The organism is Marinimicrobium sp. LS-A18 (assembly GCF_000463525.1).
Classification (GTDB): domain Bacteria; phylum Pseudomonadota; class Gammaproteobacteria; order Pseudomonadales; family Cellvibrionaceae; genus Marinimicrobium; species Marinimicrobium koreense.
On sequence record NZ_AWEP01000003.1, the window covers coordinates 184,271 to 199,265 of the forward strand.

Consider the following 14,995-nt stretch of genomic DNA (forward strand, 5'->3'; position numbering starts at 1 on the left):
AAATGAACGTCACTGATGCCCCACAAGTTCGCATAGATCGCGCCCCGTTTGCGCGCTTTGTCCAGGACTACCGACGCCGGCAGGATGCCCTGTCGTTGATCCGCCAATTGATCCAGATGATCAAGGGAGTGCAGCGACACCGGGGCATGAGCATGGCCCTGCTCGGGGGCAACCGACAATTTGAGCCGGACTTTGAACGACTCCAGCAAACCCTGGAGCGTCGCCTGCTGGCGCTGCAGGCGTTCACCCTGGGCAGCGATCTGCTCAGCGAGCGGGAGCGGGAAAACCTGCACACCGCCTGGCTGACCATCAGCCGGGACTGGCACGACGACAGTGTGATCGACAACTACGAGCTGCACTGCCACCTGGTCGAGCAGCTACTGGCCATGCTGGTCAGCCTGTCCCGCCCGCTCGAAGCGCCTCTCTCCGCCCCCTCGGATCACTCCGACGCCGACGCTCCCACTCGGGTGCAGATGCTGGAGTTACTGCACTTCTCCACCCGGATGTTGCCCGGCGTGGTCGAGCAGATCGGGCGTATCCGGGCCCTGTCCAGTTATGCGGCGGCGGTCGGCCACTGTGATTCACACCACGACGGCAAGCTGCGATACGTCATCCAGAACACCCAGGTCAACAACGAGAAGCTGCGCCACCAGATCCGCCGCCTGGAACAGGTGCTCGGTCCGGAATTCGGCCAGTTGGGTGAACTCAAGCGGTACGAGCTCAAACTGATGTTTCTGCTCAATATGGTGGAGGGCGACGTGCTCGGCGGCGGGCCGATCACCGCCGACAGCAACCGGCTGTTCCAGGTGGCAACCGACATTATTGACGTCTACCTGCAGGTGGTGGAGAACGGCATCTTCCTTCTGAACCAGTGGCTCGAGCAGGATCTGGAGCGCTGGATGCAAACTGGCGCGCCAGTTCGTTCCGAAACCTCCTAAAGCGCGTCCCGTTTCTCAAACTGTCAGACGGTTTGCTGTATCCTTGGGCTATTGATCGTCACCCCAAGGATTGCCTTTGCATGCGCTTGCCCCGACTCTCACTGTGGTTGTTCGTATTCTGTGCCCCGCTCTACGCCAATGACGCCTCTGAACCAACCCGCACGGAGTTGTCCGACGAGGAAATGGACCAGTGCCTGAGGATTGCCGTGACCGTCGCGGGCCGGGACATGTCAATCAATGGCCTACGCGACGTATGTAGTACCCTGGCGCGCGAAGACTCCAGCCAGCGCGATGCCATCAGCCAGGCACTGGCGGCCATGAGCGATGATACCGCGGGTCAGGAAGACGACCCCAGCGGCAACAGTCGCCTGCTGGAGCGGCGCCTGAACATGGAAGCGCTCAATCGCGCCAACCGCTTTCTGCTCACCCCCCACAAGCGCAATTACCTGCTCCCGGTCAGCTACCAGGAGGAACGCAACACCGCCCCCTACGCCGAGGCCGGCACGTCACTCGCCAGCCAGCAAAGCACCGAAGTGGAGTTTCAACTGAGCGTCAAAATCCTGATCCGTGAGGGAATTTTTGGCGACAACGGCCACCTGTACATGGCCTACACCAATCACTCGCTCTGGCAGGCCTACTACCGGGAGATCTCCCGCCCCTTCCGGGAAACCAACCATCAACCCGAACTGATTCTGAGTTTCGTCAACGACTGGAACATTTTCGGTTTTCGCAATGTGCTCAACGAGGTGATGATCACCCATCAGTCCAATGGCCAGAGCGGCGATCTGTCCCGCAGCTGGGACCGGATCATGGTCAACAGCGTGTTCGAACGCGGTCCCTTCGCGTTTTCGTTCAACCCCTGGTACCGCATTCCGGAGAGCGAGGGCGACGGCCCCGATGACCCCACCGGCGATGACAATCCGGATATTCACAAATACATGGGCAACTTTGAACTGTCTGCCGCCTGGCATCGTAAAGACAACATAGTGAGCCTGATGCTGCGCAATAACCTGCGCTCGAACAATCGCGGCGCGGTGGAGCTGGGGTACAGTTTTCCGGTTTCCTCCACCGTGCGCGGTTATCTGAAGGTGTTCAGCGGCTATGGCCACAGCCTGATTGACTATGACCACCATACCAACGCCATCGGCCTGGGCATCACCTTTACCGACCTGTTCTGAGGTAAAACCCATGGGCACGCTGGCTGGGGAGAGAATTATGCGCGCGCTTTTATTGAGCCTGGTTCTGACACTGGGGGCCTGTTCCTCCACCGAGGTACAGGAGTACGCGGGAAATGAACCCGCCCTGACGCTGGAAGATTTCTTTCAGGGGTCCCTGACGGCCCACGGGGTGCTGAAAAGTCGCGGGGGCACGGTGACCCGCTACTTCAACGCGACCATCGAAGCGAGTTGGGATGACGAGGGTGTCGGTCGCCTGGCCGAGCGCTTCGAGTTTGACGATGGCGAAATCCAGCACCGCAACTGGACCCTGGAGCCCCAGGAGGACGGCAGCTACAAGGCCACCGCCGGCGATGTAATCGGCGAGGGCCGGGCGGAAACCAGCGGCAACGCCCTGAAAATGGATTACGTCCTCGAAGTGGACTACAAAGACCGCAAACTGGCGCTGAACGTCGAGGACTGGATGTGGCGGGTCGACGAGAACACCATCATCAACCAGTCCACCCTACGCAAATGGGGGTTCAGGGTTGGGACCATCCAGTTGACCATTATCCGTCAACGGGATTGAATTGACCCGCCGGGCGGTGCTATAACGGCCGCCCATTGAGTGACTGCGGACCCGAGCCATGACTGACCCGACCCCCGAGCCCATCAAACTGGACTGCCCGACCTGTGGCGAAACGATTGTCTGGAGCGAGGATTATCCCTACCGCCCCTTCTGCAGCGAGCGCTGCAAAATGATCGATCTGGGCGAGTGGGCCAGTGAAGGCCACAAGATTCCGGGCGACCCGGTAATCCTTGATGATGACGATCAGCCCCTCTGAGGCGGGCATCTACCAAGCGTAGCGGATACCCGCGATGCCCTGTGCCCCGGCGGCTTTTGCCTGGGGCAGGGCCTCGGGCTCCACACCTCCCAGGGCGTACACCGGCAGGGGCACCCCGGCCACCCATTCGGCAAAACGCGCCCAGCCCAGAGGCTCGGTATCCGGGTGACTTTGGGTAGCCTGTACCGGGGACAGAAACACGTAATCCACACCCAGGCGAACCGCCTGCGCCAGCTCCTCCGGGGTATGGCAGGACGCGCCCCACCAACCCGAAAGCCCCAACGGGCGCCGCTCACAGTGCCGCAACGCCTCGGCGTTCATATGCCAGCCAGCCAGCCCGCTCAGACCGCGATCTTCCGGGCCATGGGCGATCAGTGTGGCACCGAACCGGGCACACAGCGCTTGCGCCTGAAGGGCCCGAGCCCGATACGCGTCGGCCGACAGCTCCGGGGCACGCAAGTGAATCCAGGCGTGGCCATTGGCCAACGCCCGTTCCAGGCGCTGCCACCAGTCTGCCTCCGAGTCGGCGGAACCGGTAATCAGTATCTGTTGTGGCAGACGAATGGCATGGAGGATCGGCCGGTTGGCCTCGGGAAAGCGGTAGTCGGGTAAAGCCGCTGGCTCGACCCAGCGCACCGGCTGACCCTCGTTGCCCCGCGCCTCGCCCGAAAAATCGGTCACCCGGCATACCTGTAGCAGCACGGACTTGTCCGGGTAGTCGTGGCGAATGTCGATCAGCGGTTCGCTGGCGCGCACCTCTATCGAGAGCTCTTCCGCCAGCTCCCGAGCGAGGGCATCGGCCAGCGTTTCCCCCTCATCGACCTTACCCCCGGGAAATTCCCAGAGCCCGCCTTGGTGCACGTGCTCGGGACGGCGGGCAATCAGGATTCGACCCTGTGGGTCCTGAATCACACCCACCGCCACTCGTACCACCGAACCCATGAAATCAGCTCCGGTAGTCGGCGTTAATGCGCACGTACTCGTGGGACAGATCGGTGGTCCAGAGGGTTTCCGCACAACCACCGCGGCCGAGGTCAATGCGGATGGTGATTTCCGCCTGATCCATGACCGCCTGGCCCTGCTCTTCGGTATAACCCTCGGCGCGTCCACCGTCTTCGACAATCAGCGTATCGTTGAGGTGGATGCGAACCTTGTTGGCATCCAGCCCCGGCACGCCGGCATAGCCCACCGCCGCCACAATCCGCCCCCAGTTGGGGTCCGAGGCGAACAGGGCGGTCTTGATCAGCGGCGAATGCGCCACCGCATACCCCACCTGCAAACACTCGTCCTGACTGGCGCCCCCGTTGACCGCCAGAGTGACAAACTTGGTCGCCCCTTCGCCGTCCGCGACAATACTTTTGGCGAGGTACTCATGGGCATCGATGATCAGCCCACGCACTTTCTCGTACAAATCGCCAGAGGCCTCGGTAATGGCCTCCGCGCCGGATTGTCCGGTAGCCATCAGGATGCAGGAATCGTTGGTGGAGGTATCGCCGTCGATGGTGATCCGGTTGAAGGATTTATTCGCGGCCTCCTTGCACAGATCGTCCAGCACCGGCTGGGCGATATCCGCATCGGTGGCAATATAAGCGAGCATGGTGCCCATGTTCGGCTTGATCATACCCGCGCCTTTGGCAATACCATTTACCGTGATGGTTTTGCCGTGATGTTCGACACTGGCGGTATACCCCTTGGGACGGGTATCGGTGGTCATGATCGCCTTGGCCGCTGCTTCCCAGCCGCCTTCGCTGAGCCCGGCATGAGCCTGGGGCAGCACATTGACGATCTTGTTGACCGGCAGCGGCTCCCCGATCACGCCGGTGGAGAAGGGCAGCACCTGGGCGGCCTGAACACCGGACAACTGGGCGACAGCCTCACTGGTGGCGATGGCGTCGCGCCGCCCCCGCTCGCCCGTGCAGGCGTTGGCGTTGCCGGAGTTGATCACCAGATAGCGGGGGCTGGCCTGTTTGAGGTATTCGCGGCACAGCGTCACCGGCGCAGCACAAAAGGCGTTGCGGGTGAACACACCGGCGCTGCGGGTGCCTTCAGCCAGCTCGATCAACACCACATCCTGGCGACCGGGCTTTTTGATACCGGCACTGGCCGTGGCCAGTTTGATCCCGGCCAGTGGGGGCATGGAGGGAAAGGGGTATTCGCCAACGGCCATTTTTGGAACTCCGTTTTAATGAAGGGTATACCTCAACGTTGGGTAACGGCGGATGCGCTGCGCTTATCCGCCCTACGCGGGTCTATACCGCTGCGCTCGGCCGTAGGGCGGATAAGCGCAGCGCATCCGCCGTCACCCAAACCGCAACACAACCACCGTAATCAGCTCAACTTACCGTGACACTGCTTGTATTTCTTGCCGGAACCGCAAGGGCAAGGATCATTGCGGCCCACTTTGCGTCCGTCGCGCACGAACGGCTGGCCGCCGGGTTCGCCCTCGCCCGCCGGCTGCTCCGCCGCCTGTTGGCGACCGCCACTCAGGGCCGACACCTCGTCGTGCTGCAGCTGCATCTTCTGACGTTCGCGCTCTTCGCGCCGCTTGCGCTCCATTTCCTCCATCTGCTCCCGGGTCACCGGCTCCACGCGGGCCAGCAGATGAATCACTTCATGCTTCACTTTATCCAGCATACCCTGGAACAGATAGAACGCTTCGCGCTTGTATTCCTGTTTGGGGTTTTTCTGGGCATAGGAACGCAGGTTAATGCCCTGACGCAAGTGATCCATGTTGGCCAATTGCTCTTTCCAGGCATTGTCCAATACCTGCAACATCACCTGCTTTTCGATCTCGGTCATCACCGGCCCGATACGCGCGCACTTGGCGTCGTAGGCACCCTGGACTTCCGTCTGGAGTTTTTCGCGCAGTTTTTCTTCGTGTAACTGATCGTCCTCATCCAGCCACTTGGCCAGCGGCAGCCGCAACCCGAACTCCTGCTCCAGACGCTTTTCCAGGCCGGTCACATCCCACTGCTCTTCCAGACTCTGGGGCGGAATGTGTTCGCTAATGATCTCATCGACCACATCAAAGCGCACCGAGTTGATGGTGTCGGTGATCGTTTCGGCTTCAAGCAGCTCGTTGCGCTGCTGATACACCACCTGACGCTGGTCATTGGCGACGTTATCAAACTCCAGCAACTGTTTGCGGATGTCGAAGTTGCGCCCTTCCACCTTACGCTGGGCCTTTTCGATGGCGTTGTTCACCATGCGGTGCTCGATCGCTTCGCCCTTCTCCATACCCAGGGCCTGCATGAAGCCCCGAATCCGGTCTGAAGCGAAAATCCGCATCAGGCTGTCTTCCATCGACAGGTAGAAACGGGTCACCCCCGGGTCCCCCTGTCGACCGGCCCGGCCGCGCAACTGATTGTCGATGCGGCGCGATTCGTGACGTTCGGTACCGATGATATGCAGACCACCGGCCTCAATCACCTGCTCATGACGCTTTTTCCACTCGCTTTTGATCTGCTCGATCTGGGCATCGGTGGGGTTCTCCAGCTTGGCGACTTCGGCTTCCCAGTTGCCGCCGAGCACGATGTCGGTACCCCGACCGGCCATGTTGGTGGCAATGGTCACCGCGCCCGGACGACCGGCCTGAGCGATGATTTCCGCTTCCTGCTCGTGGTACTTGGCATTGAGCACCTGGTGTTCAATACCGGCTTTTTTCAGCCGGCTGGACATTTCCTCGGAGGTCTCGATGGAGGCGGTACCCACCAGTACCGGGGCTTTCTGCTCCTGATACTTTTTGACGTCCTCGACAATGGCGTCGTACTTCTCTTCCACCGTCAGGTACACCACATCGTTCAGGTCGATCCGCTGCTTGGGTTTGTTGGTGGGAATGACCACCACATCCAGGCCGTAGATTTCCCGGAATTCGAAGGCTTCGGTATCGGCGGTACCGGTCATACCGGACAGCGTGGGATACAGGCGGAAGTAATTCTGGAAAGTGGTCGAGGCCAGCGTCTGGCTCTCGCTCTGGATCGGCACGCCCTCTTTGGCCTCGATGGCCTGGTGCAGACCTTCGGACAGACGACGACCCGCCATGGTCCGGCCGGTGTGCTCATCGATCAGCACCACCTGATTGTTCTGTACGATGTATTCCACATCCCGATGGAACAGGGCGCGGGCACGCAGAGCGGAGTTGACGTGGTGCAGCAGCCCCAGATTGTTCGCGGCGTAGAGACTTTCCCCCTCCGGCAACAGCCCGGAACGGGACAGCAGGTCTTCCACTTTCTGGTGTCCCTGCTCGGTCAACTCAACCTGACGGCTTTTTTCATCGACGGTGTAATCGCCGTCCTCGCCCTCTTCCGGCACCGGGTTCAGATTCTGGATCAGCTTGCCCATACGCATGTACAGCTCGGAGCTGTTCTCCGCCGCACCGGAGATGATGAGCGGGGTACGCGCCTCGTCAATCAGGATCGAGTCGACTTCGTCCACCACGGCGAAGTTGAGCGGCCGCTGGACTTTGTCCTTCAGGCTGAGGGCCATGTTATCGCGCAGATAATCAAAGCCGAACTCGTTGTTGGTACCGTAGGTGATATCCGCCGCGTAGGCGTCGCGCTTGTCCGCGGAGGGCTGCATGGAGCGGATGACGCCCACGGTCATACCCAGCTTCTGGTAGACCTTGCCCATCCAGGCGGCGTCACGGGACGCCAGGTAGTCGTTCACCGTGACCACGTGGACGCCGCGGCCGGTCAGGGCGTGCAGGTAACAGGGCAAGGTGGAGACCAGGGTTTTACCTTCACCGGTGCGCATTTCGGAAATCTTGCCCTGGTGCAGTGCCATACCCCCGATCATCTGGACGTCGAAGTGACGCAGACCCAACGCCCGCTTACTGGCTTCGCGAACCACCGCGAACGCTTCCGGCAGCAGTTGATCCAGGGTTTCCCCCTGCTCAAAGCGTTGTTTGAACTCCGTTGTCTTGGCCGCCAGGGCCTCATCACTGAGCGCTTCCAGCTCGCCTTCCATCTCGTTGATTTTGGCGACTGTTTTGCGCATACGCTTCAATTCGCGCTCGTTCTTCGAGCCGAACAGGGACTTCACTAATTTACCGATCATTGTTATTACCGTACTTGAGCAATTTGCGGGTGAACGACTGTCACCTCGTCGGAAAACCGACGAGTAAACCGAATGTGGCCTGCGAAAGCAAGCGGGAGGGAGGGAAATTAACGGCTGGCGCGGTGTATATAGGTCGCCGGGTCGACGGCGCGACCGTTTTTGTACACCTCGAAGTGCACGTGTGGGCCGGTAGAGCGGCCGCTGGAGCCCATCAGAGCAATGATCTGGCCTTTCTTGACCACATCACCGACTTTGACCAGGTTTTCTTTGTTGTGTGCATAGCGCGTGGTGAAACCGCCGCCATGATTGATTTCCACCATCTGGCCGTAGCCATGGCGATCTTGCGACCAGGTGACCACACCGGCGGCGACCGAGATGATTTCGGAGCCATCTTTACCGGCAAAATCCACGCCGCCGTGCCACGCCACCTGACCGGTGAACGGATCGGTGCGACGGCCAAAGCGCGAGGACATCCAGCCTTTCTTGATCGGGCGACCGGCGATAAAGATGTCGTCCTGCAACTTGCGCTTGGCCAGCAGGGCATCCAGGGTGGCGAGCTGCTGTTCGCGGTTCTCGATCTGATTGGACAGCTGATCGATCACGCTGATGAAATCGGGGGGGGTGTAGGGATCACCGATGGTGGCGGTTTCCGGGCCACCCAGGGCGGGCGGCTGACTGAAATCAAATTCGCCTTCATCCAGGTTGGCGAGGCTGGTCAGGTGCTCACCCAAGGCATCCAGACGCATCAGACGGGCCTGTAGCTCGGCAACCCGCAGCGTCAACGCGGCCACTTGGGACCGGGCATGCTCGCGGGTTTCTTCCACTTGCGCCTGCTGCTCGGCCAGGGTGGCTTCCCACGCCCGCCGGGACTCGGCGGTAAAGACATCACTATTGCCATTGAGCGAGCTCAGCCACTGCGCACCCAACACCCCGGCCGCCGTGACCGGCATCCCCAGCAGGCAGATGGACAGCAGCGCACGCGTCCAGCCACCCAAGGAGATGCTGCGCGTCTGGCCGTGCTGTTTACTGACAATAATGATCTTCATGAAGCGGATATTACCCGTTTTTGTGTCCGGATTGCACAGTACTAATCAGCATTTTATGCCGATTATCTATATCAAATCCGTCTAATTTTGGTTCACTTATAGCCGTTGGCACTAAACAGCATCGTCAACCAAAGAAAAATCCATGAATTTCAACGTGTTATGTTATTTGAGGCATTTCAGCGAATCAACACGAAGCGCTGAGCCCGGAATCAATCGCCAAATATGGCATATAAAGCCCTGAATTACCAACTTTTCGGCTATTTGGAGCTGGTGTACCCGGAACGAAAAGGCCGCGCTGTCTCCAGCACGGCCTTTCGGGCGAATCGGGATTCGCGAGCGCTACCCGCCCACTTACACCGCCAACAGCGGCTTCATGTAAGAGATCGGCGCGGTGCTTTCGTCTTCAAATGTCACCACTTCCCAGGCATCGCGCTGGGCAATCAGCTGACGCAGGGACTTGTTATTCAGGCCGTGACCTGATTTGTGGGCCCGGAACTCGCCAATCAGGCTGTTACCCAGCAAGTACAGGTCGCCAATAGCGTCGAGCACCTTGTGCTTGACGAACTCATCCTCGTAACGCAGACCGTCTTCATTCAGAATCCGGTAGTCGTCCACGACGATGGCGTTGTCGACACTGCCGCCTTTCGCCAGACCTTTGGAGCGCAGATACTCGATCTCGTGCATAAAGCCAAAGGTTCGGGCACGGCTGACTTCCTTCACAAAGGAGGTGCTGGAGAAGTCCACGGACGTCTTCAGGTTGCGCCCCTCAAACACCGGGTGATTGAAGTCAATGGAAAAAGTGACCTTGAAGCCATCGAAGGGCAGGAAACTCGCTACCTTGTCGCCTTCTTCAACTGTCACCGGCTTCTTGATCCGGATGAACTTCTTGGCGGCCGCCTGCTCCTGAATACCAGCGGACTGGATCAGAAACACGAAGGGACCGGCGCTACCGTCCATAATCGGGACTTCCGGCGCGCTCACCTCAACGATGGCGTTATCAATTCCGAGCCCGGCCATCGCTGACAGCAGGTGCTCAACCGTGGACACCCGCACATCGCCCTTGACCAGGGTCGTGGACAGCGTGGTATCGCCGACGTTTTCGGCTTTGGCTTCGATCTCAACGACCGGATCCAGATCGACCCGGCGGAACACGATTCCGGCATCCGCAGGTGCCGGCAGAAGGGTCAGATATACTTTCTGACCGGTGTGCAAGCCAACACCGGTGGCCCGGATGGCATTTTTGAGCGTGCGTTGTCTGATCATTACCCTGAGTAGCCCACCTTTGGCTGTGGCATTAGCCCCCTTGTGAGGCGCTGCTGCCGAGTTGTAAAAAGGACGCAATTGTAACAATTTTTCATTTCAGTCACTACTGAAATAGCGCTGAACATGCACCATTTTGGTGACATTTACCTCTTTTTACGGTTTGCGGACCCTCTAGCGCGGCAATCCGTGACACAGATCACGTTTCAGCCTCTCAGATCCTGACCGTTCTCCGCCCAACCGGCGTGCGGGCCTGAACTCGACCCGGCTCGCCGGTTGCAACGGGCGTGAACTATGACAACAACCAGGGCAAAGGTTCTATACAAAGTTCACAATTCCTTCCATTGCCCCAGACTATTGACTCTTGCCGGCCAATATTCCAGAGAGCAATTCAGGCCTCTCAATCCGCCTGACGGCGCAGGAAAGCCGGAATGTCCAGATACTCCAGTTCTTTCTCGGTCGCCGGTGCGGTCGCCGTGGCCTGCCCGGTGGCCTGAGCGTTCTGGCGCATGACCGTGGGGCGCTCGTAACTGCTGTAGTCCACTTCACCGGTGTTTTTGCGGCGGGTATTGTCTACCACCACCTTGGTTTTACCGGCGGGCTTTTCTTCCTTTGCGGGGACGCCCAGGCCCGTGGCCACGACGGTGACCCGCAGCTCGTCGGACATTTCGGGATCGATCACGGTACCGACCACCACGGTGGCATCGGAGGAGGCGAACTCTTCGATGGTATTGCCCACTTCAGAGTACTCGCCCAGAGACAGGTCGATACCGGCGGTGATATTCACCAGAATACCGCGCGCGCCCTGCAGGTTGACGTCTTCCAGCAGCGGACTGCGAATGGCCGCCTCAGCCGCCTCGCGGGCCCGGTTCTCACCGGTTGCGTGGCCAGTGCCCATCATCGCCATGCCCATTTCGGACATCACCGTGCGCACGTCAGCGAAGTCGACGTTGATCATGCCCGGACGGATGATCAGGTCGGCAATACCCTGTACCGCACCGAGCAGGACGTTGTTGGCGGCCTTGAACGCATCCAGCAGGCTGGTGGACTTACCCAGCACCGAGAGCAGTTTTTCGTTCGGGATGGTGATCAGTGAGTCCACCCGCTCCTGCAGCTCCTTGATGCCGGCGTCGGCTACGACCATGCGCTTGCGACCTTCGAAGGGGAACGGCTTGGTGACCACCGCCACGGTCAGGATGCCCAGATCGCGAGCCACCTCGGCCACGATAGGCGCCCCACCGGTGCCGGTGCCGCCGCCCATACCGGCAGCAATGAACACCATGTCGGCACCACGCAGTACTTCGGCGATGCGCTCACGGTCTTCCATGGCGGCCTGACGGCCCACTTCGGGGTTGGCGCCCGCCCCCAGGCCCTTGGTCATGCTATGACCCAGTTGCAGTACGGTGCGCGAGTCGATGTCCTTGAGCGCCTGTGCGTCGGTATTGGCGCAGATGAACTCCACGCCCTCGATGTTGCTGTCGATCATGTGCTTGACGGCGTTGCCACCGCCACCACCGACACCAATGACTTTAATCACGGCATTTTGCGGGATGTTGTCTACGAGCTCGAACATAGTATTTCCCCTTTTCCTTTACCAAATTAAAAATTATTGAAGTAACAAAATAAGCAAACGGTAATCTAAAAATGACTTTGAAACAGTTTTTTCAAGCGACCGAACCAGGAGTCGTCGTTGTCTCGGACATGCGTGATGGCCCTCCCCTCTTGCTGTTGCTTGATGGCGTATTGCAGTAAGCCAACGCCGGTTGAATAAATGGGGTTGTTGACAATATCTTTGAGACCGCGAGTGTTCTGGGGCGCGCCCAAGCGCACCGGCATGTGGAAAATTTCTTCCGCCAGTTCAACCACACCCTCCATTTTCGCGGTGCCCCCGGTCAGCACGATGCCGGCGGCAATCAGATCTTCAAAGCCACTGCGCCGAAGCTCCGCTTGTACCAGCGTAAACAGTTCGTCGTAGCGCGGTTCAACCACTTCGGCCAACGCCTGGCGGGACAGATCCCGCGGCTCGCGATCGCCCACGCTCGGCACCTTGATGGTTTCATCGGGACCGGTCAGTTTCGCCAGGGCGCAGGCGTATTTGATTTTGATTTCTTCCGCGTGGGGCGTCGGGGTACGGAACGCCATGGCGATGTCGTTGGTGACCTGATCACCGGCGATGGGAATCACGCCGGTGTGACGGATGGCCCCCTCCTTGAACACCGCAATGTCGGTCGTGCCGCCACCGATATCCACCACGCAGACACCCAGCTCTTTCTCATCTTCGGTCAGCACCGAAAAGCTTGAGGCGAGCTGCTCGAGAATGATGTCTTCCACTTCCAGCCCACAGCGCCGAATGCATTTTTCGATATTCTGCGCCGCATTGACGGCGCAGGTGACCAGGTGAACCTTCGCTTCCAGACGAACACCGGACATGCCCAGCGGCTCCTTGACGCCCTCCTGATCGTCGATCAGGAATTCCTGCGGAAGTATGTGCAGGATCTTCTGGTCCGCAGGAATGGCCACGGCCTGGGCGGCATCAATCACCCGCTCCAGATCCTGGGGGTACACCTCGCGGTCCTTGATCGCCACGATGCCGTGGGAGTTCAGGCTGCGGATGTGGCTGCCGGCAATACCGGCGTAGACCGAGTGAATCTGGCAGCCGGCCATCAGCTCCGCCTCTTCGATCGCCCGTTGAATGGACTGCACGGTCGACTCGATATTCACCACCACACCCTTTTTGAGTCCGCTGGAGCGGTGTGAGCCGATCCCCACCACTTCCAATTCGCCCTCGGGAGTAATGGCACCGACGATAGCGACGACTTTGGATGTACCGATATCCAGACCGACAATCATCTTGCTGTCAGCTACATGGGCCATTATGCGAACCTCTTTTGCATGTCACAGTTTTCCATCATTGCGTTTCTGCTTCTTCCTGTTGTGCTTTCCAGGCGACCGCCACCCCGTTGTGATAGCGTAAATCCACCTGCTCTATGTCGTCCCAGCGCTCGCTCAGCTGCCGGTCATAGACCGTGGCGAATCGCTGCATCTTCTCCAGCACCTGATCCCGTCCGATCACCAGGGCAACTCCATCGCTCAGTGTCAGGCGCCAGGCATTTTTCCGATCACTTCTCAGCGACTGAATACTCAGCCCCCGATGACGCAGCATCTGCGCCAGATCCTGGTAACGCTCCATCATCGCCACGGCATCCGCATCCGATCCGGCCAGCAGGGGCAAATGCGCCAGTGCCGATTGATCATCAACGGCAATGATATCTCCGCCGCGATCCAGGAATCCGATCTCACCCCAACGGGCAATCGGCTCCTCCTCAATAATTTTCACGTGCAGCAGATCCGGCCAACGCCTTGTCAATGCGGCCTGAGCCACCCAGGGCTCCGCTTCCAGTGCCTGCTTGATCGCCGCGAGATCCAGCTGCAGGAACCCTTCCCCCAGTTGATCACTCAGTAACGTTTCGATCCGCTTACGGCTCAGGTAGCGAAACGTTCCCTCGACACTCACTTCGGCGACCGGCCGGTTCAACCATCCGCTGATCGGTTCGACCAACCAGCTTCCCGCGCCGATCAACACACCCACCAGTAACACCGGGCCAATCCATCGGCGCCCTCCCCTGAGCATGGCTCCCCAGTCCTTTCGGGGTTGGCTTTTGCGGGTGGCGCCACGCGGCGTCACTCTGCCCTGCCCGGGAATCCGTTTTACCGAACCGGACTTCATGACCCCGTCTGGCAGGCTCGCACAATCCGCACCACCAGCTCGGCGAAACTCAAGCCGGCGGCCTGTGCCGCCATCGGCACCAGACTGTGGCTGGTCATGCCCGGCACAGTATTCACTTCCAGTAAATAGAAGTTACCCAAGTGGTCGGCCATCACATCCACCCGGCCCCAGCCACGACAACCAAGGCTGCTGAATGCCTGCAAGGCGAGCGCCTTGAGCCCCTGCTCGCGCTCCGCATCCAGGCCGCAGGGGCACAGGTAACGCGTGTCGTCGGCCAGGTACTTGGCGTCGTAATCGTAAAAGCGGTGGTCCGTTTCCAGCTTGATGGGAGGCAGTGCCTCACCGTCGAGAATGGCCACCGTGTATTCACTTCCGGTAATCAGGCGTTCAACCAACACGCTGCCGTCGTAATGCGCCGCATCCCGATAGGCATGAGCCAATTCGGCACCACTCTGCACCCGAGCCATACCAATACTGGAACCCTCGTGAGCCGGCTTCACAATGGCGTCACCACCGAGGTTTTTCAGAACCTGATCCCAATCGCTGTCCGCATTGACCACGGCAAACTCGGGTGTGGACAAGCCGATACCCGCCCACAGTTGTTTACTGCGCAGCTTGTCCATCGCCAATGCCGAGGCTGACACATCGCTGCCGGTGTAGGGAATGCCCATGTACTCGAGCACACCCTGAATGCGACCGTCTTCACCGCCGGGGCCGTGCAGGGCGATAAACGCCACGTCCATGGGCGTGGCCTGTAACTGGGCAATGGCATCCGCCCCGATATCAATCCCCACCGCGTCCACACCGGACTGGCGCAATGCGTCCAACACCGCGGCCCCGGTCTGCAGGGAAATTTCCCGCTCGGCCGAGGTTCCGCCGTACAACACGCCCACCCGACCCGGGTTGAACCCGGCGGAGGCAGCGGACACTGTGTTGTTTGCTTCTGTGTTCACGTCGATCAATACCTCAA

The 14,995-nt window shown here is 59.7% G+C and carries 13 protein-coding genes; 4 read left to right on the top strand and 9 right to left on the bottom strand.

What is annotated here, in order from left to right; all coding sequences use genetic code 11:
- Window positions 1–2: 2 nt before the first annotated feature.
- The 4 genes from N645_RS0107095 (at window position 3) to yacG (ending at window position 2,937) form a co-directional block, all read left to right on the top strand.
- Entirely contained in the window at window positions 3–938 is a 936-nt protein-coding gene (locus tag N645_RS0107095; protein ID WP_024460811.1) for a hypothetical protein, read from the top strand.
- Window positions 939–1,018: 80 nt separating this feature from the next.
- The gene (locus N645_RS0107100; protein ID WP_024460812.1) at window positions 1,019–2,116 is read left to right on the top strand and encodes a phospholipase A; all 1,098 of its coding nucleotides are present in this window, start codon (window positions 1,019–1,021) and stop codon (window positions 2,114–2,116) included.
- Between the two features lie 37 nt (window positions 2,117–2,153).
- Window positions 2,154–2,681, top strand: a complete 528-nt coding sequence (locus tag N645_RS0107105) for a DUF3833 domain-containing protein (RefSeq protein ID WP_036160419.1) — start codon at window positions 2,154–2,156, stop codon at window positions 2,679–2,681.
- A 58-nt stretch (window positions 2,682–2,739) separates the two neighbouring features.
- Window positions 2,740–2,937, top strand: coding sequence for a DNA gyrase inhibitor YacG (gene yacG, locus N645_RS0107110; RefSeq protein WP_024460814.1), 198 nt, complete (start codon window positions 2,740–2,742; stop codon window positions 2,935–2,937).
- Between the two features lie 9 nt (window positions 2,938–2,946).
- On the opposite strand, the gene N645_RS0107115 is transcribed toward yacG, so the two are convergent.
- The 9 genes from N645_RS0107115 to N645_RS0107155 form a co-directional block, all read right to left on the bottom strand.
- On the bottom strand, window positions 2,947–3,879 hold the full coding sequence (locus tag N645_RS0107115; RefSeq protein ID WP_036160421.1) for a Nudix family hydrolase: 933 nt from the start codon (window positions 3,877–3,879) through the stop codon (window positions 2,947–2,949).
- A gap of 4 nt (window positions 3,880–3,883) precedes the next feature.
- On the bottom strand, window positions 3,884–5,104 hold the full coding sequence (gene argJ, locus N645_RS0107120) for a bifunctional glutamate N-acetyltransferase/amino-acid acetyltransferase ArgJ (RefSeq protein WP_024460816.1): 1,221 nt from the start codon (window positions 5,102–5,104) through the stop codon (window positions 3,884–3,886).
- 161 nt (window positions 5,105–5,265) lie between these two features.
- The gene (gene secA / locus N645_RS0107125) at window positions 5,266–7,992 is read right to left on the bottom strand and encodes a preprotein translocase subunit SecA (protein ID WP_024460817.1); all 2,727 of its coding nucleotides are present in this window, start codon (window positions 7,990–7,992) and stop codon (window positions 5,266–5,268) included.
- A 107-nt stretch (window positions 7,993–8,099) separates the two neighbouring features.
- Window positions 8,100–9,038 carry a M23 family metallopeptidase gene (locus N645_RS0107130; protein WP_024460818.1) on the bottom strand — a complete coding sequence of 313 codons (939 nt, stop codon included), beginning with the start codon at window positions 9,036–9,038 and terminating at the stop codon, window positions 8,100–8,102.
- A 351-nt stretch (window positions 9,039–9,389) separates the two neighbouring features.
- Window positions 9,390–10,301 (bottom strand): UDP-3-O-acyl-N-acetylglucosamine deacetylase, encoded by a 912-nt coding sequence (lpxC, locus tag N645_RS0107135; protein ID WP_024460819.1) that lies wholly within the window; start codon window positions 10,299–10,301, stop codon window positions 9,390–9,392.
- Between the two features lie 397 nt (window positions 10,302–10,698).
- On the bottom strand, window positions 10,699–11,871 hold the full coding sequence (gene ftsZ, locus N645_RS0107140; RefSeq protein WP_024460820.1) for a cell division protein FtsZ: 1,173 nt from the start codon (window positions 11,869–11,871) through the stop codon (window positions 10,699–10,701).
- 65 nt (window positions 11,872–11,936) lie between these two features.
- Window positions 11,937–13,172 carry a cell division protein FtsA gene (ftsA, locus tag N645_RS0107145; RefSeq protein WP_024460821.1) on the bottom strand — a complete coding sequence of 412 codons (1,236 nt, stop codon included), beginning with the start codon at window positions 13,170–13,172 and terminating at the stop codon, window positions 11,937–11,939.
- Between the two features lie 34 nt (window positions 13,173–13,206).
- Window positions 13,207–14,025: a cell division protein FtsQ/DivIB gene (locus tag N645_RS0107150; RefSeq protein ID WP_036160422.1), complete on the bottom strand. Its 819-nt coding sequence runs from the start codon at window positions 14,023–14,025 to the stop codon at window positions 13,207–13,209.
- Window positions 14,022–14,978: a D-alanine--D-alanine ligase gene (locus tag N645_RS0107155; protein ID WP_152521648.1), complete on the bottom strand. Its 957-nt coding sequence runs from the start codon at window positions 14,976–14,978 to the stop codon at window positions 14,022–14,024. The genes N645_RS0107150 and N645_RS0107155 overlap by 4 nt, the downstream gene beginning before the upstream one ends.
- Window positions 14,979–14,995 lie beyond the last annotated feature (17 nt).